This window comes from Streptomyces sp. NPDC001410 (genome assembly GCF_042895235.1).
GTDB lineage: Bacteria > Actinomycetota > Actinomycetes > Streptomycetales > Streptomycetaceae > Streptomyces.
This window is the reverse complement of the sequence record NZ_JBIAWE010000023.1, coordinates 54,276-79,482: the sequence shown is the minus strand read 5'-3', so window position 1 is coordinate 79,482 and position 25,207 is coordinate 54,276. Positions and strand designations below refer to the sequence as shown.

Genomic DNA, 25,207 nt, shown 5'->3' with positions numbered 1-25,207 from the left:
AGGGGGACCCCCTTCATGCACGCTGATCTCTCCCGCTCCACCTTCCGCCCGGAGCGGCACTACTCCGCGGTCGTCGCCCAGCAGGGCCGCGTCCAGCTGGACGCCGACCTCAACGAGCAGGCCGCCATCCAGCTCCACCAGGCCCGCACGCTCGCCGCCGACCTGATCGGCCGGCACGGGGGACCCGGCGGACCCGGCCGGGTCACCGGCTTCCGCATCGAGTACGTGGGCGGCAAGCTCGACATCGACACCCTGCGCATCCACGGCGGCCGCTACTACGTCGACGGCATCCTGTGCGACGCCGACCGCCCGGCGCCCGGCGTCCCCGTACCGGACGAGGACGACAAGGAGCAGCCGGCGCCCGAGACCGACGCCTACTGGGACTACTGGAACCAGCCCGACGGCTTCCGCGACCCGGAGAACCCCGCCGACAAGCTGCCCTCGCCCGCCCAGTCGCCCTTCGTCGTCTACCTGAAGGTGTGGGAGCGGGCCGTCTCCGCGGCCGAGGACCCGGCGCTGCGCGAGGTCGCCCTCGGCGCCGCGCTGCCCGACACCGCCGTCCGCGCCAAGGTGGTCTGGCAGGTGCTGCCGCTGTCCCTGTCCGCGCTCGACATCGAGGGGAGCGAACCGTCCGCGCAGGCCGTGCGTGACGCGTTCGAGAAGTGGGCGAAGGCCCAGGCGGAGCCCTCCGCCCGGCTCGCCGCCCGCAGCGAGCGGCCCGAGCACGCCGACGAGGACCCCTGCCTGGTCCGGCCCGACGCCCGCTACCGCGGTCCGGAGAACCAGCTGTACCGGGTGGAGATCCACGCGGGCGGCGAGGCGAAGGACGCCACCTTCAAGTGGTCCCGGGAGAACGGCTCCGTGGTCTTCCCGGTGGACGAACTGGACGGCACCTGGGTGCAGTTGGCGACCCTCGGCCTCGACGGCAAGCTCGACCTGGACGTCGGCGACCACGTCGAGTTCACCGACACGGCCTGCGCCTCCCGCCTCGAACCCCGGCCCCTGCTGCGGGTCGAGGAACTGGACCTCCCCGGCCGCCGCGTCCGCCTCTCCGCCGAGCCGGACCCGCATGTCGGACGCCTCCCGCACCTGCACCCGTTCCTGCGCCGCTGGGACCACCACGAGGGTCCGAAGCAGAAGGGCCGTACGACGGCGCTGAAGGGCGGTGCCGTCCCCGTCGTCGAGGGGCAGTGGCTGCCCCTGGAGGACGGTGTCGAGGTGTACTTCGCCAAGGGCGGCGGCTACCGCACCGGCGACCACTGGCTGATCCCCGCCCGCACCGCCACCGGCAGCGTCGAGTGGCCGGCCGACGCGGCGCGCCGCCCCCTGCTCCGGACCCCGGCCGGGATCGCCCGGCACTTCGCGCCGCTGGCTCTGGTGCAGGGCGAAGGCAGCACCGTCGACCTGCGGTTCGCCTTCGGCCCGCTCGGCACGGACATCCCTGCGGCCGACCGGGCGGCCCTGGACGCCGAGGCCCTGGCCGCGCGCGAGGAGCAGGCCGCCGAGGCCGACGCCTCCGGCGGCCGCTCGCAGACCACAGCGGCGGCCGAGGCCGCCGTGGAAGGAGACGACTGATGGCTGAGCCGATGACCGGGTCGAAGCTGCTGCAGGTGCTGCGCGCCGAGGGCCTGACCGTCCACGAGGTGCGCGACTGGCGCCACCACAACCGCAACACCAAGGGCCCCTGGGGCCCGGTGAACGGCGTGATGATCCACCACACCGTCACCTCGGGCACCGAGAACTCCGTGAACATCTGCTACAACGGCTACTCCGGCCTGCCCGGCCCGCTGTGCCACGGCGTGATCGACAAGCAGGGTCATGTCCACCTCGTCGGCAACGGCCGCGCCAACCACGCGGGCCTCGGCGACAGCGACGTGCTGCGCGCGGTGGTCAACGAGACCAGGCTGCCGCACGACAACCAGGCCGACGTCGACGGCAACCGGCACTTCTACGGCTTCGAGTGCATCAACCTCGGTGACGGCAGGGACCCTTGGCCCGAGGCGCAGAAGGAGGCCATCGAGAAGGTCTCCGTCGCCATCTGCCGGCACCACGGCTGGTCCGAGCGCTCCGTCATCGGGCACAAGGAGTGGCAGCCGGGCAAGCAGGATCCGCGCGGCTTCACGATGGACGGGATGCGCAAGCGGATAGCCGACCGGCTGGCCGGAAAGGGCGGCGGCACGGACCCGGACCCCAAGCCCGCGCCCAAGCCGAAGTACGCGCCGTTCCCGGGCAGCGGCTTCTTCCACATCGGGCAGAAGTCGCCCGTCATCACGGCCATGGGCCGCCGGCTGGTCGCCGAGGGCTGCGGGCACTACGAGGAGGGGCCGAGCCCCGAGTGGACCGAGGCCGACCGCCGGTCCTACGCCGCCTGGCAGCACAAGCTCGGCTTCAAGGGCAAGGACGCGGACGGTATCCCCGGCAAGGCCAGCTGGGACCGGCTGAAGGTGCCGTCGGACGGCTGAGCCAGCCAAAGGGCGTCAGCGCCGCTCGGCGCCCTTCTCCTGCTTCTCCTGCTTCTCCTTGTGCAGCTTCTTGATCCGCACCGTTTCCTTGCGGACTTCGGCCTGGGTGGCGCGCTCCTTCTCCAGCCACTCGGGCCGCTCTTCCTTGAGCGCCTCGATCTGCTCGGTGGTCAGCGCCTCGGTGATCCCGCCGCGGGCGAGCCCCGCGATGGACACGCCGAGCTTCGCGGCGACCACCGGGCGCGGGTGCGGGCCGTTCTCTCGCAGCACGCGCAGCCACTCCGGCGGATTGGCCTGCAACTCGTTCAGCTCGGCGCGCGAGACCACACCCTCCTGGAACTCGGCGGGGGTGGCGGGGAGGTACACACCCAGCTTCTTCGCCGCGGTCGCGGGCTTCATCGTCTGGGTGCTCTGCTGCGAACTCATGAGGTCAAGGGTATCGGCCGCGTGCCGGACGGCCGACCACGGCCGGTAACCTGGCCTGGTGACAGGCTCGGAGGAAACACCGTCGTTCCGGCTCGCGTACGTTCCCGGAGCGACGCCCGCCAAGTGGGTGCGGATCTGGAACGAGCGCCGGCCCGACGTCCCGCTCACCCTCGTCCAGGTGCCCAGCACCGAGGCGGCGGACGTGCTGCGGGCGGGCGACGCGGACGCGGGCCTCGTACGGCTGCCGGTCGACCGTACGTTCTTCAGCGCGATCCCCCTCTACACCGAGACCACGGTGGTCGTCGTCCCCAAGGACCACCTGATCACGGCGGCGGACGAGGTGACCCTGGCCGACCTCGCCGACGAGGTGCTCTTCCACCCCCTGGACGACGTCTTCGACTGGGACAGCCCGCCCGGCGAACCCGCCTTCGAGCGCCCGGCGACGACGGAGGACGCCATCGAGCTGGTGGCGGCGGGAGTGGGCCTCCTGATCGTCCCGCAGTCCCTGGCCCGCCTCCACCACCGCAGGGACGTCACCTACCGCCCGGTCGTCGACGCACCCCAGTCGAGCGTCGCCCTGTCCTGGCCGGAGGAGGCCACCACCGACCTGGTGGAGGACTTCATCGGCATCGTCCGCGGCCGGACCGTCAACAGCACGCGCGGCCGTACGACGGCGAAGGCCGAGGCGGATCAGAAGCGGAAACGCCCGGAGCAGGCCGGCACCCGGCAGAAGCCGGCGGCCGCGAAGTCGACGGGCGGCAAGCCCGCGAGCCGCAGCGCACGGGGCCGCACGGGCTCCGGGGGAGCCAAGCCGGCCAAGCGCGGCAAGCCGCGCCGCAGGTCTTGACCCTTCAGGATCCGCTCCGGACCGGCTCCTCCGTCCCGCCGGCGGTCTCCGGCTCGGGATGCACATGCCGCTCCCGCAGGTCCGCCATCGCCAGTACCAGCGCGATCATGATGATCCCCACGGCGGTGAGCAGCCCGAGCTGAATCGCCGTGACGGAGCGCCCGTGGTTGGCCAGGTGCGCGAAGTACACCGCGCCGACCACGGCGATCCCGGCGGCCGAGCCGACGCGCTGGCCCGTCTGCAGCACCCCGCCGGCCGCACCGGCACGGTGCACGGGGACGCGGGTCAGGGTGAGGGTGGTGTTCGGGGAGACCGCCAGGCCGGAGCTGATCCCGCCGATGAACAGCGGCAGTGCCGAGGCCCATCCCACGGCCTGCCCGGGCACCAGCTGCACCGCCACGACCACCCCGAGCAGCCCCGCCGCCACCCCGCTCAGACCGATGACGACGAGCTTGCGGCCGTGGCGCACCACCAGCCGCCCGCCGATGGCGGCGCCGACCGCTGAGGCGACCGCGAAGGGCAGGACCGTGAGCCCCGCCGTCAGCGCGCTGTATCCGACCGTGTCCTGCAGGTACAGCGTGTAGACGAAGAAGACCGTGGTGAAGCCCGCGAAGTAGATCAGGCTGATCAGCGCGCCGAGCGTGAAGGACCGCAGGGAGAACAGGTTCAGGTCGAGCAGGGGCGCCCGCCCGCGCCGTCCCTCGCGCCGCTCCCATGCCCAGAACGCGGCCAGCAGCAGCGCGGCCACCGGCATCAGCGCCCACTTCAGCCGCCCGGTCCACTGCTGCTCCTGCACCAGGGGCAGCATGAGCGCGAGCACGCCCGAGCCGAGGAGCAGCACCCCGCACAGATCGAACTCCTCCCGCTTGTCCGACAGGGCGGGGTATCGGGGCAGCAGCCGCAGTCCCGCGGCGAACGCGGCGACCCCGATCGGCAGGTTGACGAAGAACACCCAGCGCCAGCCGTCGTCGGTGCCGACCGCGTTGATCAGCAGACCGCCCGCCAGCGGGCCCACCGCCGTCGAGACCCCGATGACACTGCCGAGCCGACCGAAGGCCTTGCCCCGCTCGGCGCCCTGGAACATCTGCTGGATCAGCCCCGAGGTCTGCGGTGCGACCATGCCCGCCGCCGTGCCCTGGATCAGCCGGAACAGCACCAGCCAGGAGGCACTGGGCGCGAGCCCGCAGGCAGCCGAGGCCAGCGTGAACACGGCGAGCCCGAACAGGAAGGCCTGGCGCCGCCCGCGCATGTCGCCCAGCCGGCCCGCCGGGACGAGCGCGAGCCCGAAGGTGAGGGCGTACCCGGACACCACCCAGGACTGGGCGGCCTCCGAGGCGCCGAGCCCGTGCTCCATCGAGGGCAGCGCCACGTTCACGATCGAGGTGTCGAGCAGCGAGATGAAGCCCGCCGTCAGACAGACCCCGAGCGCCTTCCACCGCCGGTCGTCGGGGGCGGGCCGGGCCTGGACTGTGGTCATGGGGTCACGCTAAGCAGCCACCCCGCCCAACGCACGGAAGGAGCACTTCCGCGCGCGTCGGAGGCGTCACGGCGTGTACGACGCCTTCCGCGCCGTACGCACGACCGCCTCCCCCTCCTCCTGCCCGAGCAGCCCCGCCGCCACCCACTCCGCCACGACGTCCTGTACGCGCGTGACCAGCGCGCCCTTGTTCCGGAAGGGCGCCCTCGCCCAGATCTCGTCCAGCAGGGTGGTCCCGTCGGACCGGGCGGGGTTCGCCACGCCGGCGTCGAGGCCGCCGAGGACCACACGCGGTTCGGACCGCCGGAAGTACGCGTGGGTCGGGTCCTCGGTCCCTTCGAGGAACGGGGCGAACTCGATGCCGTCCTGGGTGTAGTGCAGCGGAGAACCGGAGACGGGAGTCAGGGAGGGCAGCAGGTCGCCGGAGAGCGCCGCGTTCCGGTACAGGCCCAACTTCAGGTACTCCGTCGCGGAGTTGCGGGCCACCAGGTTGACCGGGCCGTAGAACAGGGCCTGCAAGGACGGGTCGTCCAGGGCCTTCTCCACCCGCAGCCGGAACGGCATGTCCACCCGTACCGTGTCGCCGGGCCGCCAGGTCCGCGAGACGGTGAAGTAGCTGCCGGGCGTCGGAGTGCCCTCCACCACACGCCCGTTGACCGTCACCCGGAACCCGGCGGTCGCCCACCCGGGCACCCGCAGCCGCAGCGCGAACGAGGCACGGCCGCTGCCGCCGACGGTGAGGGTGCTGCCCTGCTCGCGCGGGTAGGCGGTGGTCTGGGTGACCGTGACGCCCTTCTCGGCCCAGGTCAGGGTGGACGGGCTGTACAGGTTGACGTACAGGGCGCTGGCGTCGGGCGCCGCGAAGTACACCGAGTCCTGGTACTTGGTGGCGCTCTCCATGCCGGTGCCCTCGCAGCAGGTCGTGCCCTGCTTCGGCGTGTAGTCCCGGACATGACCCGGCGTCAGCCCGATGAAGTACGTGACGAGCGGCTTCTCCGCGTCGGCCTTGTCCTGCTTGCTGCCGAGCACCTGGTTGTACAACGCCCGCTCGTAGTAGTCCATGTAGGCCGGATCCTGCTCGTGGAAGAACAGCGACCGGCTCAGCTTCAGCAGGTTGTACGCACAGCACGTCTCCGCCGTCGTCGCACCGATCGTCCCCGCGACGACGTCCCGCGCCTTCCAGAACTCGCCGGTGCTGGTGCCGCCGATGCCGTACATGCGATGGGGTACGACCATCCGCCAGAAGTTCTTCGCGGCGGTGAGGTAACGCTGCTCGCCCGTCGCGTCGTACAGCCGGACCAGACCCGTGAAGATCGGTATGTGCTGGTTGGCGTGGAACCCGTCGAGGACGTCGGTGTCCGCCGCGCACGCGTCGATCAGCCGGTCCAGGTCGAACAGGCGGGCCAGCGCGAGGTGTTCGGCCCTGCCGGTGCGCTCGTGCAGGTCGCAGATCGCCTCGACGATCCCGCCGTACTCGCCGCTGGAGAAGATCCCCCACATGCGCTGCAGGGTGGCCGCGGGCAGCCGGGACAGCCGGGAGTACATCCAGTCGCCCATGCCCGAGGCGAGGTCCAGTGCCCGTTCGTCGCCGGTGGCCAGGTGGGCGTCCAGCAGGCCCCGGAGGATCTTGTGCGCGGTGTAGTACGGCGCCCACACCTTCGTGTAGTCGCTGCCGGTCATCGACTCCAGCAGGATGAACTGCGTCTCCGGGTAGGCCGCGAGGAAGCCGGGATGGCTGGGGCCGCCCCAGGTGCGGCGCAGGGTGGCGTCCAGGCCACGCCCGGAGGAGTCCGCGAAGTGCGCCCCGGAGGTCTCGTCGAAGCGGTAGGACACCAGGTCGCCGGGCCCGGCGGGGGTCTCGGCCGCGCGTGCGCCCTGGAGTTCGCCGATCTCGGCGGCGCTGAGCGCGCGCGACCAGATCGCGAACTCCTCGACGGCGCCCGCGAACACGGGGTCGGCAACGTAGTGCGAGCGGCCCAGCCAGTGGTCGGTGAGGTCGCCCAGGGCCGCCGGGGTGAGCGTCATGGCGGTGTTCCTGGCGACGGCCGTGCCGTTGACGTAGAGCGTGCCGGTGCCGGCGCCGAGGGTCACGGCCAGATGGCTCCACTCGTTCAGCGGCAGCGGAGCGGTCCCGTTCAGGCCCTGCTCGCCGCCGGGGCCCGAGGTGGTGACGGCGAACCGGGGCACGCCGGAGGCGTTGCGGACGGCGAGATACAGGTACCGGGTGGTGTTGTCGCCGAAGTCGAGGACGCGGGCCCAGTTCGCGTCGTGGGTGGGCTTCACCCAGGCGGACAGGGTGACCGCGGTGCCGGTCCCGAGCACCCCGGAGGGCAGGTCGACGTACCGGTAGGAGCCGCGCACCTGCTCGACGGCCGAGCCGAAGCGGCCCTGACCGGTCAGTGCGGCGGGATCGTGGCGCAGCGCGTCCCGTACCTCGGTGAGTGCGCCGATCATGGTGCGGATCTTCTGTGCGAACACCTCCTCGCCCGTGCTCGCGTACGCCTGCGCCAGCATGGTGAGGAAGTGCCCGGTGTAGTGGCCGCGCAGGTTGCCGTTGGCCTCGCCGTCCAGCCCCTCCCAGCCGCCGGGCGCGATCGCACCGCCCGTGGACAGGCCCGCGCCCGCGCGGAAGACCTGGAGCAGCCGGTTCACGTCGTACCCGCGGGCGTGGTCGAGCATCAGGGCCCGTTTGTCGGCGAACAGACCGCGGCCGAGCGTCACCTCACCCAGCCCGAACGGCCTTACCTTCCAGGCGGGTTGGGCGGCGACGGTCGCCGCACCGGCGGGGGCGGCGGTCAGACCGGCCGCCGTACCGGCGGGTGCCACGGTCAGACCGGTCGCCGCGGCCGTGAGTGCGGTCGCCTGGAGGAGAGTGCGTCGCGAGAGGGGCGGGGTCATGTGCTCCTCGTTTCCCAGCGTTGTCCGTGATATCGAACGGCGTTCGACAAGTCGCCCAGAAGATAGGGAAGGGGCGGAGGAGCGTCAACGGTACTGACGAGTAAGGGAGTTGCTCAGTCGGAGGTGACCGGATCCGTCAGCCAGGTGTATGCCGACTGTGCCGTGAACTCCGTCTGGCCGCCCCGCAGCAGCAGCGCGGCCGTGGCGAACTCGGGAGCGTCGGCCTGGGTGGCCACGTACGGGACGGCGATGCAGCGCATCCCGGCCGCGTGCGCGGCGGCCGCACCCGGTGCCGCGTCCTCCAGGACCACGCAGTCGGCCGGGTCCGTCCCGAGCCGCCGGGCCGCCTCCAGGAAGACGTCGGGGGCGGGCTTGCCGTGGGCCACCTCGTCGGCCGAGACCACGATGCGCAGGAAGGCGTCGAGACCGGTCCCCCCGAGGATGGCCTCGATGGCCTCGGGGGAGGAGCCGGAGGCCACCGCCATCGGAACGGCCTCGGCCGCCAGCAGCTCCACGAACTTCCGCATCTCGGGGTAGGCGTGCGTGCCGGCCCGGGCCAGCTCCAGATAGCGCCGGTTCGTCGCGTGGAACAGCTCGTCCACCGTGGCGCGCAGGCCGTAGCGCTCCCGCAGGCTCGCGACCGTCTCCAGGGTGCTGATCCCGACGTAGCTCTCGTGCTCCGCCCAGGTGAAGTCGAGGACGCCGTGCTCGGCCAGGGTCTGTCGGCTCGCCTCGTAGTAGTTCGGCTCGCTGTCCACCAGCGTTCCGTCGAGATCGAAGATGACCGAAAGTGCGCCGAACTTGCCCATGCGGTCCAGCATGCCAAGCGTCAGGCGCGGGCCGCTCGCCCGACCGACTCCACCAGCGGCAGCAGCCGGTACGGCACGCGCTCGCGCAGGGCCACCTCGGTGCGGGTGCGCACCACGCCCGGCAGGCTGATCAGCTTCTGGATCACGTCCTCCAGGTGGGCGTTGTCCCGCCCCACCACCCGGGCCAGCAGATCCCCGCCGCCCGTGATCGAGAACGCCTCGACGATCTCCGGCACGGCGGCCAGCGCGTCCCCGACGTCGTCCAGATGCCCCTGGGTGACCTCGATGTGCACGAACGCCAGCACCGGGTGGCCCAGGGCGGCGGGGGAGAGCGAGGGGCCCGTGCCGGTGATCACGCCGTCCCGTTCCATGCGGTCCAGGCGGGCCTGGAGCGTGCCGCGGGCGACGCCGAGGATGCGGGCGTACTCGCGCACGCTGGTGCGCGGCTGCTCCAGCAGCAGCCGCAGGATGCGGGTGTCGAGTGCGTCCACGGTCATGATCTACGACTGTACCAATGGCTCAGCGGGCCGCAGCCCCGGTGTGCCGCCCGACCTGGTCCGTTGGTATTCAGCCGGACGATCGTGCGCGCACGGCGCTGGACCAATGGCTCAGTGACTCAGCCGACACTTGAGCCATCGACCTCTGTGATGCTCTCATGGACACGTCGATGGCGCTGCGGATCCCCGCGGCGCCTTTTGTATGCCAGGTGTTTCCCAAGGGAGGGCGTCAGTGCTGAAGAGGGTGTTCGTGGCTCCGGACCCGGGGCGGGCGCGGTTGCGTTTCGCCGTGCGGGCCGTCCTCGGCATCGGGCTGGCCGTCGTCGTGTGCGGGCTGGCCGGGCACTCGCTCGTCGGCGCGGTCACCGGTGGTCTCGCCGCGCTGCTCGCCCTGTTCACCGTCACCGACGCCACCGTGCGCCGGCAGGCCGTCACCACCGCGCTGCTGCCCGTCGTCGGCGTGCCCGTGCTCGCCGCCGCGGCCGAACTGCACGATCACCCGGTGGCGCGGGACCTGACCTTCCTCACCATCGTCGGAGCCGGCGTGTACGCCCGCCGCTGGGGCCCCCGCGGGCACAGCCTCGGCGTGTTCGCCTTCATGACCTTCTTCGTGGCCCAGTTCCTGCACGCCACGCCCGGACAGCTGCCCGAGCTGTACGCGGCTGTCCTGCTGTCCGTGCTCAGCGCGGCCGCGGTGCGCTTCGGCCTGTGGTGCTACGAGCGCCGGCTGCCCCCGGCCGTCGTACCCGCGCCGCCCGCCGGGTCCGGGCTGGCCCGCGTGACCACCCGGCAGGCGGTCCAGGCGGTCGCCGGAGCCGGGTTCGCTCTGGTCGTGGGGCAGCTGGTGTCAGGGCAGCGCTGGTACTGGGCCGTGGGCGCCACCTGGTGGGTCTTCGTCAACACCGCCTCGCGCGGCGAGACGCTGGTACGCGGCTTCCGGCGGGTCCTCGGCACGGTCATCGGCATCGGCCTGGGCTTCCTCGTCGCCGTACCCGTGGACGGCGCGCCGGTTCCGACGGCCGTCCTCGTCGCGGTCGCCGTCTTCGGCATCTTCTACACGGCCGCCGTCTCGTACACCTGGATGATGCTCTGGGTGACCCTGCTCGCCGAGCTGCTCTACGGCCTGCTCGGCGTCCTCGGTCCCGGTCTGCTCGCGCTGCGTCTCGCCGAGACCGGCGTCGGCGCCCTCGGCGCGGTGCTGGCCGTGCTGTTCGTGCTGCCGGTCACCACCCACGCCACCACCGACGCCTGGATCCAGCGCGCCCTGCGCTGCGTCCACGCCTGCACCGCGGAGGCCGCCGCGCGCCTCGCGGGCTCGGCCACGGCCGACCCGGCGCCGCGCGTGGCCGAGCTGGAGCAGCTGCTCGGCCGGGTCCGGCTCTCGGTCGCACCGCTGGTGCACCCGCTGAACCCGATGCTCGGCCGCAAGCGGCGCGCCCGCCGGGTCCTCGCCCTCCTCGACGACTGCGCCCGGGAGATCCGCGGCCTGGTCGCCGTCGCCGCCGACCCCGAGGCCTCCCACGACGCCCGCCTGGCCACCGCCTGCTGGCGCGTGGAGGCCGCGGTCGAGGCACTCACCACCGGCGGCACCGACCGCGTCCACCGCCCCGCCGACGCCCCTGCCGAGCCGGCCCTGGCCCACCTGCACAGCCTGGAACGCGCCCTGGCCGACCTGGCCGAGCCCCTGCGGGCTCCGTCGGGATCGCCGCTGGTGGGGGCCTGAGGGGCGGGGTCCGCGAAGCGCCTCGGGGGCGGCCTTGCGGCTGCTCCGGGTCGCGGTCGGGGGATTCGCCGCCAGCGGCTCCGGCCGCGTCCATCGCTCCGGCCGAGTTGGCCCTGGCCGACCTGCACGGCTTGGAATGCGCCTTGGCGGACTTGGCCGAGCCCTTGCGGGTTCCGTCGGGATCGCCGCTGGTGGGGGCCTGAGGGGCGGGGCTGGCGGAGCGCCTCTACGGCGGCCTTGCGGCTGGTTCGAGGCGGTGGTCGAGGTATTTCGCCGTCGGTGGTTCCGAGAGAGTCCACCGGGCCTCCGAAGCCCCGGTCCAGCCTGCTCCGGCATGCAGCGGTCCGCCGAGGCTCCTGTCGAGCCGGTCCTGGCCCACCTGCTCGGCCTGGTGCGCGCCCTGGTCGAGCCCCTGCGGGCTCCGTCGGGATCGCCGCTGGTCGGGGCCCGGGCAGTGTCGGCGGAACACTCCCTCGTCACCCATTTGGTCTAGACCTGAACTGATCGACTGCTACCGTCGGCACTGGCTCGGACCGAGAGGGGACAGCGGTGGCAGAGGGCGGCAGGCGGTACAGGGCGTTCATCGGGTCGTTCACGGCTGCGGGCGGGCCCGGGCTGGTCACCGCGGACGTGCGCCCGGGCAGCGGGGCGCTGACCGTCACCGGCCGTCTCGGCGCCGTTCCCGACCCCTCCTACCTGGCCCTGTCGCCGGACGGGACCATGCTCTACGCGGTCAGCGAGACCGCCGACGGTGCTGTCGCCGCGTTCCGCGTCGGCCGTGACAAGCCGGAGCCCGCGGGGCCGCCCGTGCCGGTCGACGGCAGCGGACCCACGCACCTCAGCCTGTACGCCGGGCACGTCCTGACCGCCAACTACGGCTCCGGCAGCGTCACGGCCGTACCGGTGCGCTCGGACGGCAGCCTGGCCCCCGCGCCCTCGGGAGTGCTCCAGCACACCGGCTCCGGCCCGCACGACCGGCGGCAGCGCGGCCCGCACGCCCACCAGGTGCAGCCGGACCCCAGCGGCCGGTGGGCGGTCAGCGTCGACCTCGGCACGGACTCGGTCAGGGTGTGCACCCTGGACGACGGCATCCCGGCCCTGCACCGCGAGATCGCGCTGCGCCCGGGATCGGGCCCCCGCCACCTGGCCTTCCACCCGGACGGCGAGCACGCCTACGTGGTCAACGAACTCACCCCCACCGTCACGGTCTGCCTCTGGGACGCCGACGCGGGCTCCCTGAAGCCGCTGACCGAGGTCCCGGTCCTGCCGGGCGCCCCGGCCGGCGACGCCTACGCCTCGGGCATCGTGGTCTCGCCCGACGGCCGCTTCGTGTGGACCGCGACCCGCGGCGAGGACGTCCTGTCCGTGCTCGCCGTCCAGGGGGACGGACTCCGCCTGATCGGCACGGTGCCCTGCGGCGGACACTGGCCGCGCGCGCTGGCCGAGCACGACGGCTTCCTCTACGCGGCCAACGAACGATCCGGAGACGTGACCTGGTTCGCCGTCGACGAGCGGACCGGGCTGCCCCGCTACGACGGCTCCGTCGAGGTCGCCGCGGCCTCCTGCATCGTCTTCGGCTGAGCGGCCGAGCGGCAATGCGCAGGGCCCGCTCCGATGATCTGGAGCGGGCCCTGTGCCGTACGGGTGCCGTGACCGGCGTCAGCGGACCGGCGTGCCCTGCGGCTGCTGCGGCGCGATGCCCAGCGCGGTCGTGTACTTGGCGAGCGCGAGCTTGCCGATCGCCGGGTAGGCGCCGAGCGCCTCGGCCGTGGCGCAGCCCGCCTCCTCGGCGGCCGCGGCCAGCAGCGCCGGGTCGATCTCCGGGCCGATCAGGTACGGCGCCAGGGCCAGCTGCTGCGAGCCCGAGGAACGCAGCTGCTCGGCGACGGAGGTGATCGAACCCTCCTGGTCCAGGGCCGCGGCCATCACCGGCACGGCCAGGCGCGCGGCGAGCAGCATGCCGGTGATCCCGGCCGCCTGCACGGCCTCGTCGCCGCCCACGGAGGCCAGGATGATGCCGTCGGCGGCGGTGGCCACGGTGAACAGCCGGGCACGGTCGGCGCGGGCCAGACCGGCCTCGGACAGGCGCACGTGCAGCGCCTCGGCGAGCAGCGGGTGCGGGCCGAGGACATCGGTCAGGTCGGCGGCGACCCGGCTGTCCATCACGGCCTGGCGGACCTGGCGCAGCAGCGCGCTGTCCGGACCGGCCAGCAGCGGCACGACGACCGCGACGGGGCTGTCCGGCTCCTTGACATCGAGGCCGGCGGCGACGGCCTGCTCGTAGCGGGCGGCGCGCTCCTCGGCGGCGTGCGCCAGCACGGCACGGAGGCTCGGGAACTCGGTGTCGTCCCCGTCCAGGTACCCGATCCGGGCATTCAGGCCGGGCAGCTCGGAGCGGGCGATGCTCACGACCTCCTCGGCGAGGCTGCGCGCGGCGGCGCTGGGCGCGCCGGGCACCGCGAGGACGAGCGCGGGCGCGTCCTCGGGAGCCACCAGCGGTTCCGGTCGGCGGTGCCGTCCGGGCTGGCGGGGTCGCGGCATTCGTACTGGCAGGCCGGACGCGGGCCCAGTGGGGGAGCTCATGGCGCCGCATGTTACTGGCTTCTTGGGCTCCCTTGTTCGGGGAGGGTGCAGGTGAGCGGTTTACGTCCGGTTTTGTCTGATGAGTTACGTACCCTTGGCACGTGTTCCGGGCACTTGCCGGACAGATGTACCGCGAAGGGGGTCAATACCCTTTTGTGGGGACCACGTAGAGCATGGACGGTTCACCCGGCAGTGTGAGCCGCCCGGCCGCCAGCTCGTTCGCGATCCGTACGCAGCCGTGCAGCGGGTCGCCCTCGGCCGGCACCTGCCGGGCGTGCGGCAGCCTCCCGGCCAACTCCTCCCGCACGGGTACGAGGAGCGGGTCGCCCATCTCGAGCAGGCCGCCGGTGAACGCCACTTCGGGCGCACCGGAGGCCGGGCACACCGCGGCGGCGGACTCGGCGATGTTCCGGGCCGCCGCACGCAGGATGCCGGCGGCCACCGGGTCGCGCGGGGCGCAGGCGGCCACCTGGGGTGCGAAGGAGGCCAGCAGCGCGGGCCGGTCGGTACGGGGGTAGAGCAGGCCGGGCAGTCCCCGCACCGGGCCGAACTGTTCCTCGGCGCACGCCAGCAGTGGCGCGGAGCCGCCGTCCCGGCCGTCGTGGGCGCGCAGCGCCGCCTCCAGCCCGGCCCGCCCGATCCACGCCCCGCCGCCGCAGTCGCCCAGCAGATGGCCCCAGCCGTCCGCCCGCCGCCAGCCGGTCAGATCGGTGCCGACCGCGATCAGACCGGTGCCCGCGGCGACCACGGCACCCGGCCGCGGCCCGAGGGCGCCCACGTATGCCGTCACGGCGTCGGCGGCCAGCGCCACGTTCCGTACGCCCAGCTCCCGGGCGAGCGCGCCCGGCAGTTCGGCGCGCAGGGCGTCACCCAGGGAGGAGAACCCGGCGGCGCCGACGACGGCCGTGTCCAGTTCGCCCACCCCGGCCTCCGCCGCCAACGCGCGGGCGAGCGGGACGAGTTGCGCCATCAGGTGGGCGGGGTCGATTCCCCGCGCACCGGTACGGACCGGCTCTCCCGACGCTCGCCGGCCCGATGGCGCCTGCCCCGGAATGCCGACGGCGACCCGGAGACCGGAGCCCCCGGAGTCCACCGCCAGGTAACCGGGGACGGTCACGGCAGACGCCAGTCCACCGGCTGTCCGCCCTGCTGGATCAGCAGGTCGTTGGCCCGGCTGAACGGACGCGACCCGAAGAAGCCGCGGTCGGCCGACATGGGCGAGGGATGCGCGGACTCCACGGCCGGCAGACTGCCCAGCAGCGGACGCAGGTTCCGGGCGTCACGTCCCCACAGGACGGACACCAGCGGCTTGCCGCGCCCGGCCAGGGCCCGGATCGCCTGCTCGGTGACCTCCTCCCAGCCCTTGCCGCGGTGGGCGGCCGGGCTGCGCGGTGCCGTGGTGAGCGCCCTGTTGAGCAGCAGCACGCCCTGCTGCGTCCATGGGGTGAGGTCGCCGTTGGACGGCTGGGGCAGCCCCAGGTCGGCGTTCAGCTCGCGGAAGATGTTGATCAGACTCGGCGGCAGCGGACGCACTTCGGGCGCGACCGAGAACGAGAGGCCGACCGCGTGCCCCGGGGTCGGGTACGGGTCCTGACCGACGATCAGGACGCGTACGTCGTCGAAGGGCTGCTGGAAGGCGCGCAGGACGTTCGGTCCGGCCGGGAGGTAGGTGCGTCCCGCGGCGATCTCCGCGCGCAGGAAGTCGCCCATCGCGGCGATCCGTCCGGCGACGGGTTCGAGGGCCTTCGCCCAGCCCGGTTCGACGATTTCATGCAAAGGTCGTGGTGCCACGGGCGTCACCCTACTGCCGTACACCGGTCGGCGATCAAGCTGCGACCGGAGGCCGACCGAGGATGATCGGACCGTCGGCTCGAATGACCGTTTCCGCCCTCACCTCCTTTCCCGTGCGCCTCTGCGGCTCCCGTGCGCCTCGGGGGCGGGCCGGGCGCGTCAGTCGATCAACGCGGCCCGCACGCACAGTACGTCCGGCAGATGGGAGGCGAGCTGCTGCCAGCTGTCGCCGTCGTCGGCCGAGGCGTACACCTCGCCGTTGCGGTTGCCGAAGTAGACCCCGGCCGGGTCCGCGTCGTCCGTCCGCAGCGCGTCGCGCAGCACGGTGCCGTAGTGGTCCTCCGCCGGCAGCCCGTGCGACAGCGGCTCCCAGCTCTTGCCCGCGTCGGCCGTGCGGAAGACCCGGCAGCGGCGGCCGGCGGGCACCCGGTCGGCGTCGGCGTTGATCGGGAAGACGTACGCGGTGTCACCGCGGTGCGGGTGGGCGGCCACCGCGAATCCGAACGTCGACGGCAGGCCCGCGCCGATGTCGGTCCACTGCGCGCCCGCGTCGTCGCTGCGGTACACGCCCCAGTGGTTCTGCAGGTACAGCCGGTCCGGGTCGCGCGCGTCCTTGGCGATCTTGTGGACGCACTGGCCGAACTCCGGGTTCGGATCCGGCAGGAACACCGCGGAGACACCGGAGTTGGAGGGCGCCCAGCTCGCCCCGCCGTCCGTGGTGCGGAACACCCCGGCCGTGGAGACGGCTACGGTCACGGCCCGCGGGTCGCGTGCGTCGGTGAGCACCGTGTGCAGGCCCTCACCACCGCCGCCGGGCACCCACTGGGAGCGGGTCGGGTGCTCCCACAGGGGACGCACCAGCTCGAAGCTCTCCCCGCGGTCCTCGGAGCGGTACAGCGCGGCCGGTTCGGTGCCCGCGTACACCACGTCCGGCTCGGCGGTGGCCGGGTGCAGCTGCCAGACCCGCTCCAGCGAAGCCCCGGTGTCCTTGGGGAACTTGACGGCCGGCTGGGCCGGCTCGGTCCAGGTGCGGCCCAGGTCGTCGGAGTGGAAGACCGAAGGGCCCCAGTGCGCGCTGTCGCCGCCCGCGAGCAGCCGCGGGGTGCCGCCGCGGGTGTCGATGGCCACCGAGTAGACGGCCTGGGCGTTGAAGTAGGGGCTGTCGTCGAACTCCCAGGCGCCGCCGCGCCGCCGCCCGATGAAGAGGCCTTTGCGGGTGCCCACAGCGAGCAGGACCTCGGTCATGCCGATCACCTCCGGGACGTCCTTGTCCAGGTAGTCGTCAGATACCGGCCAGTCTGCACCCCACCACTGACAGTCGGCCCCGGGCGTGGCGTCCGCGCAGGTCACGGCGGTGCTGTCGGCCTGTCGTAGAGATCGGCAAGGTGCGTTGTCGCATGCGCCTGCGCGAGGGGGGTGTCTCGTGCGACCGTCGAGGTGACGGCTCGTCGTGAGCAACGGGGCGGCCCTGCCCGTATGGGAGGTCGGCCCGGCCTGTCGGTGCGCTCGTGAGGAGATGCCTTTGAAGGCGTTGCGTGGTCCCAAGGTGTGGCTGTGGCGCTGGCGGCGCAATCCGCTCCGGCGCCGGGCCGACGTGGTGGAGGCCTGGGTGGTGCTCGCCGCCTGGCTGCTGACCGTCCTGGCCGGGGTGCTGGCCGGGCTCGCGGCGGCCCGTTCGGTGGAGCACGGACTGGCCCGGGAGCGCGCCGCCTGGCATCCCACCGTCGCCCACGTCGTCGCCCAGGCACCCGGCAGCGCCACCGCCGCGGGCACCGGCGGCGAGCGGGTCTGGGCCGAGGTCCGCTGGACCGTCGCCGACGGCTCGGCCCACACCGGCCAGGCCCGGGTCGCGCCGGGCAGCAAGGCCGGATCCCCGGTCACCGTGTGGACCGACCCGCAGGGACACCTGGTCACCCGCCCCACCACCGCCTCCGAGGCCGCCTTCCGGGCCACCTTGATAGGCGGCCTGGTCGGCGTGAGCACCGCCGCCGTCCCCTTCGTCGGCGGCCGCGTCCTGCGCGGTCGCCTGGAGCGCCGCCGCATGGACCGCTGGGACGCGGAGTGGGCCCGACTGGGGCCGCAGTGGGGCCGGATGAAATGGTGACGGGCCCCTGCGTCCATGACAGGCACTACGTCCGTGACAGGCTCTGCGTCCACGACGGGCCGTGCGCTCCGGCGCGCGGCTACAGCCCCGCCAGCACCTCCCCGCAGGTCCTGAGCAACGCCTCGTCCTTGGCGATGTCCTGGCTGCCGTACCCGCCCTCGCCGGCCGTGTGGCGCCGGGGGCCGGTCAGTTCGGCGGTCACCAGGTCCCGCAGCGGTGCGGCCGCCGGGCCCATGGCCGCGAGGCACTGGGCGATCGGGCCGCGCGTATAGGGGTTCTGCGACCATGCGGCCCGGAACACCGGCAGCACGGGTTCCGGGTCCCGGCCGATGTGCCACAGCGCGCACGCGGCTGCCGTCCGCTGCCACACCTGCCCCGAGCGGGCCGTCCGGCGCAGTTCCGGCAGGGCCGCGCGGGCGGCCGGACCCAGCCTGGCCAGCTGCCGGGCGGCCAGCCGGCGGCTCCCCGGCTCGCCCTGCGTCAACTCCCGCAGAAGGACGGGCAGTACGGCGGAGTCCGGATCCCCTGCCGACCACAGGGCGCCCGCAGCGGCGGCCGCGTGCCGGGTGTGCAGCAGGCCCCGGAGGACGGGTGCCGCCTGTGCGGCGGCCCCGAGGGCGTCCAGCGTCTCGATGGCCGGTCCGACGAGTCTCTCCCGTGCCCCGAGGCCGTCCGATGCCCCGGACAGGAGTCGCAGCACCTCAGGCACCGCATGCCGGTCGCCCACGGCTCTGATCGCGGCCAGGAGAGGAGCGGCCAGTGTGTCGGCGGCCGGGGACTCCAGGGGGACACGGGCCAGATGGTGCCGCAGCGCGGGGGCGAGGAGAGCCGCGGCCGGGCCCAGATGCGCGATCTCGTGCCCAAGGCCGCCGGGCACGACCGGGCCGGCCAGCACCTGGGCCAGAACCGGGACCGCCCGTGGATCGCCGGTCCGGGCCAGGGCCTTGAGCGGGCCGCCGAGGGCGGGCGAGCCGCGCTCCCAGCGGTGCGTCCACAGGTCGGGCCGGGCGGCCACCAGGGCGTACAGGTCGTCCGCGGCGGGCGCGGCCAGGCCGTACAGCTCCACCAGGACCGAGACCGCCGCGTCCCGCAACCGGTCCTGCTCCGTGTCCAGCTGGGCACCGATCAGGGCCACGGGCCCGGCACAGTCGGCCCGCCAGCCGCGGAACAGCGCCGCCGACATGCACACGGCATTGCACCGGTCCATCGGGTCCGGGCTGGTCAACTGCCCGGTGAGCAGGGCGATCCGGTCAGCGGTGCGGTCGCCGAGCGCGGTGTGCAGGGTGCGCAGCAGCTGGGCGCCCTCCTCGTCCGAGGGTCGCAGTCGTCGTATCCGGCCCACGAGGGTGTCGTTCCCGGACGGCTCCGGTACCCGGGAGCGGCGCGTGGACCTGTCCCGCAGCAGCTCGACGGCCGTCGGCACCAGGTCGGCCGGAAGCAGCTCCGGGGCCCCCAGGGCGAGCTGGCCGAGCGCGGCGAGCCGCAGCCCGGGCTCGTAGGGCGGGGCGCTCTGCGTGGCCAACAGGTCCACCGCGGTGGTGGAGTGCGCCGGATGCCGCCGTACGAACAGGCCGAGGGCCTCGGTGAGCGCGAGCAGGACCCTGCCGTCCCGCTCGACCGGGATCCGCTGCCGCAACAGGTCCAGGACGCGCTCCGGGCCGTCCAGGAAGCGTACGACGGCTCCGGCCGCCGCTCGGCGCACTCCCGGGTCCGGATCCCCGAGGAGAGGCACGAACACCTCGGAGCCCGCACGCACGGCCTCACGCGCGTGTGCGTCCCCGCTCTCCGCCCCGATGCTGACCAGCAGTTCGACGATGCAGCCCCGGTCCGGCACCGCCTCGCGGGCCGCGAGCGAGCACAGGAAGGGAACGCAGGCCAGCGTCGAGTCGTACACGTTCCCCTGGTGGTGCACCGTGCCGTACATGCCGTCGAGCCCGGTCTGTCGCTCGGCGGCGTCCGCGGAGGCCAGCGCCCGTAACCATCCGGGCACGTCCTCCGCGCTGCCGTACGCATGGTGCAGCGAGGCCCAGTCGACCTCGTCGATCCCCGTGAACACGTTGTCCTCCCCAGGCCGGTACCACCTGATCGCGAGTCTGCACCACGGCACTGACAACGAAGCGAAGTCACGCGCTGACTGTGTGCGATCCGTCGGCTGTCACCGGCCACGGGGCGGGATCCGCCCCGGTCCCCCCGGGCCCGGATCAGTCGCGGCCGGGAAGGGCCCGCTCCAGGATCGCGTCCAAGCCGGTGCCGGCGGGCAGCGTGCCGAACGCGTGCCCCCAGTCGCCGCCCAGCCGGGTCGCGCAGAAGGCGTCCGAAACCGCGTGCGGGGCGTGCCGGACCAGCAGCGATGCCTGAAGGGCCAGGGCCATCCGCTCGACCAGCCGGCGTGCGCCCACCTGGTCGGTTTCGGCCAACTGGTCCTTGAGCCCGGTCACGGCCGCGTCCAGCCGGGCGTCCGCCCCGCGCGCGAGGGCGAGTTCGGCGAACAGGGCCTCGGCCGTGTCCTGTTCCCGACCCAGGGCGCGCAGCACGTCGAGCGCGTTGACGTTCCCCGAGCCCTCCCAGATCGACAGCAGGGGAGCCTCCCGGTAGTGGCGGGGCATGCCGGACTCCTCGACGTACCCGTTGCCGCCCAGGCACTCCAGGGCCTCCGCGGTGAACGCCGGGCCTCGCTTGGTGACCCAGTACTTGCCGACGGCGGTGGCGATCCGGCGGAAGGCGCGCTCGCCGGCTTCCCCGCGCACCGCCCGGTCCGCCGCACCAGCGAGCCGCAGGGTGAGCGTCGTCGCCGCCTCCGACTCCAGCGCCAGGTCGGCCAGAACGTTGCGCATCAGCGGCTGGTCGTACAGCCGGGCGCCGAACGCGCTGCGGTGGCGTGCGTGGTGACCCGCCTCGACGAGCGACTTGCGCATCAGGGTCGCCGAGGACATCACGCAGTCCAGGCGGGTGCAGTTGACCATCTCGATGATGGTCTTCACACCCCGCCCCTCGGGCCCGACCAGCCAGGCCACCGTCCGCTCGAACTCCGGCTCGGAGGAGGCGTTGGACCGGTTGCCGAGCTTGTCCTTCAGCCGCTGGATGCGGAAGGTGTTGCGGCTGCCGTCCGGCAGGATCCGGGGCACCAGGAAGCAGGACAGGCCGCCCGGAGCCTGCGCCAGCACCAGGAACACGTCGCACATCGGCGCCGACGTGAACCACTTGTGGCCCCGCAGCGTGTACACGCCCGGCTCACCGGTGGGCGTGGCCGTGGTGGTGTTCGTGCGGACGTCCGAGCCGCCCTGCTTCTCGGTCATGCCCATCCCGGCGAGCAGCCCGGGCTTCTCGGTGGGGACGCGCAGCTCCGGGTCGTACGCGCGGCTGGTGAGCAGTGGTTCGTAGACCTTGGCCAGCTCCGGCTGGGCGCGCAGCGCGGGGACGGCGGCGTACGTCATCGACGTCGGACAGCCGTGCCCGGCCTCCGTGTGCCCCCACACCAGTCCGCCCGCCGTGCGGGCCACATGGGCGCCGGGCCGGTCGTCCGCCCACGGCGCACCGGCCAGGCCCTCGGCGACCGCGGTCCCCATCAGGTGGTGCCAGCTGGGGTGGAACTCGACCTCGTCGATCCGGTGGCCGTAGCGGTCGTGGGTGCGCAGCTCCGGCTCGTGCCGGTTCGCCAGCTCACCCCACTCCTGGGCCTCCTCGCCGCCGGCCTGCAGCCCCAGCCGCCGGATGCCGTCCTCGGCCCACTCGGCACCCTCCCGGCGCAGCCCCTCCAGCAGGGCCCGGTCGTCGGAGGCGTCGTAGGGGGCCAGGGGCGGGGCCTGGTTGGTGACGTCGTGGGTGGCGTACTGCTGCGGCGGCGACTGTACGGGTGTCGAGTCCATACCGTCATGTTGCACTCTTCCTGCGGCTGTAGCAATGATGCAACATGGAGGCGCACGTACAGTACGTGCCCATGCGCATGAACGTGTCGGCGGAGGCGGGTGAGGCCGCCGGTCTGCGGCCGCTGTCCGCGCGGTCGGTGGTGCTGAGCCTGCTGCTGGGCGCGCATCCCCCCGAGCTGCCGGTGAAGGACCTGGTCCGGCTGGTGGAGCCCTTCGGTGTCGGCGGCTCGACGCTGCGGGCCGCGCTGAGCCGGATGGTGGCCGCCGGGGACCTGCGCCGCACGGACGGCGTGTACGGGCTCAGCGACCGGCTGCTGGCCCGCCAGCGCCGCCAGGACGAGGCGCTGCATCCCCGCACGCGCGCGTGGGACGGCGACTGGGAGATGGTGGTGATCACGGCCACCGGCCGCGGCCCCGCCGAACGGGCCGACCTGCGCGCCCGGCTGGCCGCCCTGCGCCTGGCCGAACTCCGCGAGGGCGTGTGGCTGCGCGCGGCCAATCTCGCCCGGCCCCTGCCCGACGACCTCGCGCGCGTGGCCGAGTCCTACACCGCACACCCCGACGGCTCCCCGCACGACCTGGTCGCCCGCCTGTGGCCGCTGGACGCCTGGGCCACCACGGCGCGCACCCTGCTCGCCCACGCGACCGGCGCCCACCACCCGGCCGACCGCCTCACCGCCTTCGCCGCGGCCGTACGCCACCTGCTCACCGACCCCGTCCTCCCGCCCGCGCTCCTGCCGCCCGACTGGCCGGGGGAGGCCCTGCGCACGGCCTACGCGGGTTACGAGGAGGAACTGGCCGCGTCGGTGGGGCTGCGCGGGACACCTGGAGGGCACGGAGAGGGTCGGCCGGGGCACGCTGAGGATCGCGCACGGAAGGCGTGAGGGCCGTCGTCCGCACCGGACGACGGCCCCCTGGCGCCTACTTGTAGGTGATGTCCGACGACGCGTACTTGCAGTAAGTCCCGTCAGGACCCGAGCCGTTGGTGGTCGGCTCCTTGCCGGTGTTGTTCCCGATGTACTTCTGGATACACCGCGCAGGGCCGGCCGCCGCTCGCGCTCACCTCGCACCCGGGCTCGCGCACCACCTCGTACCTGCTGCACGGCGACCACACCCGGGACGACGACCTCCCGGACGCGACCCCCGGTCAACCACTGGTATCTGCTCAGCGGCGTCGAGGTGTTCGCGCCCGGCGGCACCGAGGCGGTCGCCGTCGTGGGCGACTCGCTCACCGACGGCCGCGGGTCCACCACCAACGGCAACGACCGCTGGCCGGACCAGTTCTTCGACCGGCTCCGGACCCGCGCCGGCACCTAGGACGTCGTCGTCCTCAACCAGGCCGCCGGCGGCAACCGCGTCCTCAACGACGGGCTCGGCCCCAATGTCCTGGCCCGCCTCGACCGTGATGTCCTGTCCCGCAGCGGCGTCGCCTGGCTGATCCTCTTCGAGGGCGTGAACGACATCGGCACCGCCGACGCCACCCCCGAGGCCCAGCGCGCGGTCACCGACGACCTGATCGCCGGGTACCGGCAGATCGTCGTCCGCGCCCACGCCCAGGGCATCCGCGTCTACGGCGCGACCCTGACGCCGTTCGCGGGCAACACCCTCTACGACGACACGGCGGGGGAGCGGGAGGCGTCCCGCGAGCGCGTGAACGCCTGGATCCGCACCCCCGGCCACTTCGACGCGGTGATCGACTTCGATCGCGCGGTACGCGACCCGGCACAGTCGAGCCGGCTGCTGCCCGACCTCAGGTCGGGGACGGGCTGCACCTGAACCCCAAGGGGTACGGGGTGCCGGCCGGGGCGGTACCCGCCGGACTGTTCCCGAGGAGGTGAGCGCAGCACCCGGGGCCGGTCAGGACGGGGTGCGCCGGCTCCTGGGGTCCGCCGCGGCCGCGCCGGTCTCGTCCGGTCCCGCCGCGTCGCCGCGACGAAAGGTCCTGGCCTCGCGCACGACCCGGCGCCAGGAGCGGATGAGATCCGGGATCTGGTCGAGGAGTCCCTTCAGGACGTAGATCAATACCGACGCGACGCTCGCCGTACCCAGGATCCCCAGGACGATCTGTGACTCCATGCTCGGCCCCTCCGGACAATGGGGGATGGTCGAACCGAGCGCGAGCCGCTTGCAGAATGGCAGGTGTCTCAGGTCGACCACCCCGAATGACGGTGATCAACTGAGGCCCTGCCGGCGTGCAGGCCGCGTGTGAAGTTGTCGCGATTGACGGACCGCCGAACACCTCGGCGGTCACGCCCGACAGGGACGCCGGACCCATTCCCGTCGCGGCCGGCGAAGCCAGCCGTGCAGGGCGAGTGTATCCCTCGGCCTACTGAGGAGACGTCAAGTCGGCGATTGTCAGGCGGCGTTCTCGTCGCCGACCACGGCACCGACCGTCTCCGCTCCGGTCGAACCCGCCTTCACAGGAAGGTGGTTGAACAGCAGGTTCAGGACGATCGCCGTCAGGCAGCCCGCGCTGATACCGCTGTTCATCACCGTCTGGAACCAGTCCGGAAACTTCGCGTACACCGTGGGCACGCCCACCGGCAGCATGCCGACCGCCACCGAAACGGCGACCACCGTCAGGTTGTTGTTGCCCTTGAAGTCGACGCGGGCCAGTGTCCTGAGCCCGCTCGCCGCGACCGTCCCGAACATCACCAGACCGGCCCCGCCGAGCACCGGCGCGGGGATCGCCGCGACCACCGCGCCCAGCTTGGGCAGCAGACCGAGCAGGACGAGGATGCCGCCGGCCGCCGCGACCACCCAGCGGCTGCGCACCCGGGTCATCCCGACCAGGCCCACGTTCTGGGCGTACGCCGTGTACGGGAAGGTGTTGAACACCCCGCCGAGGACGGTCGACAGGCCGTCCGCGCGCAGGCCGTCCGCCAGCGAGCGCGGCTCGACCCGGCGGCCGGTCATCTCGCCGACCGCGATCAGGTCACCGGTCGTCTCCGTCATTGTCACCAGGGCCACCACCAGCATGGACACGATCGCGGACGCCCTGAACGCCGGCGCCCCGAAGTGGAACGGCGTGCTGATCCCGACCCAGTCCGCGTCCCCGACCCCGCCGAAGTCGGTGAACCCGAACGGCACGGCGACCGCCAGGCCCACCGCGATGCCGATCAGCACGGCGATCCGGCTGAGGGAGACCGGGGCGAACCGCTGCACGCCGAGCACGACGGCCAGCACGAAGGCCGCCAGTGCCAGGTTCTTCGGCTCCCCGAAGTCCTTCGCACCGACACCGCCGGCGGCCCAGTTGCCCGCGACCGGCAGCAGCGAGACCCCGATGATCAGGATCACGGTGCCGGTGACCAGCGGCGGGAAGAAGCGCAGCAGCCGGCCGAAGACCGGCGCGAGCAGCATGATCGCGAGCCCCGCGACGATCACCGAGCCGTAGATCGCGGGCAGTCCGCCGCCCGTCGTCCCGATGAGCACCATCGGCGACACGGCCGCGAACGTGCAGCCCTGCATGATCGGCAGGCGGACCCCGAACCGCCAGAACCCGACGCACTGGATCAGCGTGGCGACGCCGCACACCAGCAGATCGGCGGTGATCAGATACGCCAGGTCGGCGGGCGACAGCTTCATCGCGCCGCCCACGATCAGCGGCACTGCGACGGCGCCCGCGTACATCGCGAGCACATGCTGCAGTCCGAAGGCCGCAAGCCGGCGTACCGGTGGTATCTCGTCGACGGGGTGCACATCTGCGGTCGTGGCCATGGGGACT

21 protein-coding genes and 2 pseudogenes are annotated in these 25,207 nt (G+C 73.3%); 9 read left to right on the top strand and 14 right to left on the bottom strand.

The window, feature by feature from the left end; all coding sequences use genetic code 11:
- The first annotated feature begins 15 nt into the window (after positions 1 to 15).
- Together ACFY3C_RS38550 and ACFY3C_RS38545 are read left to right on the top strand one after the other, a co-directional pair.
- Positions 16 to 1,575: a DUF6519 domain-containing protein gene (locus tag ACFY3C_RS38550; RefSeq protein ID WP_390774150.1), complete on the top strand. Its 1,560-nt coding sequence runs from the start codon at positions 16 to 18 to the stop codon at positions 1,573 to 1,575.
- Entirely contained in the window at positions 1,575 to 2,462 is an 888-nt protein-coding gene (locus tag ACFY3C_RS38545; protein ID WP_390774149.1) for a peptidoglycan-binding protein, read from the top strand. Before ACFY3C_RS38550 ends, ACFY3C_RS38545 begins: the two co-directional genes overlap by 1 nt.
- Before the next feature lie 15 nt (positions 2,463 to 2,477).
- On the opposite strand, the gene ACFY3C_RS38540 is transcribed toward ACFY3C_RS38545, so the two are convergent.
- A complete protein-coding gene (locus tag ACFY3C_RS38540) occupies positions 2,478 to 2,888 on the bottom strand; it encodes a DUF5997 family protein (RefSeq protein WP_390774148.1) in 411 nt (136 codons plus the stop codon).
- 58 nt (positions 2,889 to 2,946) lie between these two features.
- Between ACFY3C_RS38540 and ACFY3C_RS38535 the strand changes: the two genes are divergently transcribed.
- Positions 2,947 to 3,735 (top strand): LysR family substrate-binding domain-containing protein, encoded by a 789-nt coding sequence (locus tag ACFY3C_RS38535; RefSeq protein ID WP_390774147.1) that lies wholly within the window; start codon positions 2,947 to 2,949, stop codon positions 3,733 to 3,735.
- 4 nt (positions 3,736 to 3,739) lie between these two features.
- On the opposite strand, the gene ACFY3C_RS38530 is transcribed toward ACFY3C_RS38535, so the two are convergent.
- The 4 genes from ACFY3C_RS38530 to ACFY3C_RS38515 all read right to left on the bottom strand — a co-directional run bounded on the left by ACFY3C_RS38530 (position 3,740) and on the right by ACFY3C_RS38515 (position 9,416).
- Positions 3,740 to 5,212: an MFS transporter gene (locus ACFY3C_RS38530; RefSeq protein WP_390774146.1), complete on the bottom strand. Its 1,473-nt coding sequence runs from the start codon at positions 5,210 to 5,212 to the stop codon at positions 3,740 to 3,742.
- Between the two features lie 66 nt (positions 5,213 to 5,278).
- Entirely contained in the window at positions 5,279 to 8,110 is a 2,832-nt protein-coding gene (locus ACFY3C_RS38525; RefSeq protein WP_390774145.1) for a beta-L-arabinofuranosidase domain-containing protein, read from the bottom strand.
- A 113-nt stretch (positions 8,111 to 8,223) separates the two neighbouring features.
- Positions 8,224 to 8,919: an HAD family hydrolase gene (locus ACFY3C_RS38520; protein ID WP_390774144.1), complete on the bottom strand. Its 696-nt coding sequence runs from the start codon at positions 8,917 to 8,919 to the stop codon at positions 8,224 to 8,226.
- A 20-nt stretch (positions 8,920 to 8,939) separates the two neighbouring features.
- Positions 8,940 to 9,416 carry an Lrp/AsnC family transcriptional regulator gene (locus tag ACFY3C_RS38515; protein ID WP_179851790.1) on the bottom strand — a complete coding sequence of 159 codons (477 nt, stop codon included), beginning with the start codon at positions 9,414 to 9,416 and terminating at the stop codon, positions 8,940 to 8,942.
- Between the two features lie 232 nt (positions 9,417 to 9,648).
- On the opposite strand from ACFY3C_RS38515, the gene ACFY3C_RS38510 reads away from it, so the two are divergent.
- The 3 genes from ACFY3C_RS38510 to ACFY3C_RS38500 all read left to right on the top strand — a co-directional run bounded on the left by ACFY3C_RS38510 (position 9,649) and on the right by ACFY3C_RS38500 (position 12,720).
- Positions 9,649 to 11,139 carry an FUSC family protein gene (locus ACFY3C_RS38510; RefSeq protein WP_386575074.1) on the top strand — a complete coding sequence of 497 codons (1,491 nt, stop codon included), beginning with the start codon at positions 9,649 to 9,651 and terminating at the stop codon, positions 11,137 to 11,139.
- A 334-nt stretch (positions 11,140 to 11,473) separates the two neighbouring features.
- Entirely contained in the window at positions 11,474 to 11,632 is a 159-nt protein-coding gene (locus tag ACFY3C_RS38505) for a hypothetical protein (protein WP_390774143.1), read from the top strand.
- A gap of 56 nt (positions 11,633 to 11,688) precedes the next feature.
- Positions 11,689 to 12,720 (top strand): lactonase family protein, encoded by a 1,032-nt coding sequence (locus ACFY3C_RS38500; protein WP_390774142.1) that lies wholly within the window; start codon positions 11,689 to 11,691, stop codon positions 12,718 to 12,720.
- Positions 12,721 to 12,798: 78 nt separating this feature from the next.
- Here ACFY3C_RS38500 and ACFY3C_RS38495 read toward each other — a convergent pair whose 3' ends face one another.
- From ACFY3C_RS38495 to ACFY3C_RS38480, 4 genes are all read right to left on the bottom strand, one after another.
- Complete coding sequence (locus ACFY3C_RS38495) at positions 12,799 to 13,722, bottom strand: sirohydrochlorin chelatase (protein ID WP_386575077.1); 924 nt, start codon at positions 13,720 to 13,722, stop codon at positions 12,799 to 12,801.
- A gap of 142 nt (positions 13,723 to 13,864) precedes the next feature.
- Complete coding sequence (locus tag ACFY3C_RS38490) at positions 13,865 to 14,839, bottom strand: N-acetylglucosamine kinase (RefSeq protein ID WP_390774141.1); 975 nt, start codon at positions 14,837 to 14,839, stop codon at positions 13,865 to 13,867.
- Entirely contained in the window at positions 14,836 to 15,513 is a 678-nt protein-coding gene (locus ACFY3C_RS38485) for a uracil-DNA glycosylase (RefSeq protein ID WP_389178100.1), read from the bottom strand. The genes ACFY3C_RS38490 and ACFY3C_RS38485 overlap by 4 nt, the downstream gene beginning before the upstream one ends.
- Positions 15,514 to 15,672: 159 nt before the next feature.
- Positions 15,673 to 16,758 (bottom strand): WD40/YVTN/BNR-like repeat-containing protein, encoded by a 1,086-nt coding sequence (locus ACFY3C_RS38480; protein WP_390774209.1) that lies wholly within the window; start codon positions 16,756 to 16,758, stop codon positions 15,673 to 15,675.
- Between the two features lie 271 nt (positions 16,759 to 17,029).
- Between ACFY3C_RS38480 and ACFY3C_RS38475 the strand changes: the two genes are divergently transcribed.
- Positions 17,030 to 17,617 (top strand): hypothetical protein, encoded by a 588-nt coding sequence (locus ACFY3C_RS38475; RefSeq protein ID WP_390774140.1) that lies wholly within the window; start codon positions 17,030 to 17,032, stop codon positions 17,615 to 17,617.
- 79 nt (positions 17,618 to 17,696) lie between these two features.
- Here ACFY3C_RS38475 and ACFY3C_RS38470 read toward each other — a convergent pair whose 3' ends face one another.
- Both ACFY3C_RS38470 and ACFY3C_RS38465 read right to left on the bottom strand, forming a co-directional pair.
- The gene (locus tag ACFY3C_RS38470; RefSeq protein ID WP_390774139.1) at positions 17,697 to 19,673 is read right to left on the bottom strand and encodes a HEAT repeat domain-containing protein; all 1,977 of its coding nucleotides are present in this window, start codon (positions 19,671 to 19,673) and stop codon (positions 17,697 to 17,699) included.
- Between the two features lie 145 nt (positions 19,674 to 19,818).
- On the bottom strand, positions 19,819 to 21,483 hold the full coding sequence (locus ACFY3C_RS38465) for an acyl-CoA dehydrogenase family protein (protein ID WP_390774138.1): 1,665 nt from the start codon (positions 21,481 to 21,483) through the stop codon (positions 19,819 to 19,821).
- Between the two features lie 71 nt (positions 21,484 to 21,554).
- Between ACFY3C_RS38465 and ACFY3C_RS38460 the strand changes: the two genes are divergently transcribed.
- Positions 21,555 to 22,367, top strand: coding sequence for a PaaX family transcriptional regulator C-terminal domain-containing protein (locus ACFY3C_RS38460; RefSeq protein ID WP_390774137.1), 813 nt, complete (start codon positions 21,555 to 21,557; stop codon positions 22,365 to 22,367).
- Between the two features lie 37 nt (positions 22,368 to 22,404).
- Here ACFY3C_RS38460 and ACFY3C_RS38455 read toward each other — a convergent pair.
- Positions 22,405 to 22,509 (bottom strand): annotated as a pseudogene (locus ACFY3C_RS38455) (pectate lyase); the annotation flags it as partial.
- On the opposite strand from ACFY3C_RS38455, the pseudogene ACFY3C_RS38450 reads away from it, so the two are divergent.
- Positions 22,506 to 23,321, top strand: a pseudogene (locus ACFY3C_RS38450) (SGNH/GDSL hydrolase family protein); the annotation flags it as partial. The pseudogenes ACFY3C_RS38455 and ACFY3C_RS38450 overlap by 4 nt on opposite strands.
- A gap of 19 nt (positions 23,322 to 23,340) precedes the next feature.
- On the opposite strand, the gene ACFY3C_RS38445 reads toward ACFY3C_RS38450, so the two are convergent.
- Both ACFY3C_RS38445 and ACFY3C_RS38440 read right to left on the bottom strand, forming a co-directional pair.
- Positions 23,341 to 23,559 (bottom strand): hypothetical protein, encoded by a 219-nt coding sequence (locus tag ACFY3C_RS38445; protein WP_390774136.1) that lies wholly within the window; start codon positions 23,557 to 23,559, stop codon positions 23,341 to 23,343.
- A 279-nt stretch (positions 23,560 to 23,838) separates the two neighbouring features.
- Positions 23,839 to 25,200, bottom strand: a complete 1,362-nt coding sequence (locus ACFY3C_RS38440) for a nucleobase:cation symporter-2 family protein (RefSeq protein ID WP_390774135.1) — start codon at positions 25,198 to 25,200, stop codon at positions 23,839 to 23,841.
- Between the last annotated feature and the right edge of the window lie 7 nt (positions 25,201 to 25,207).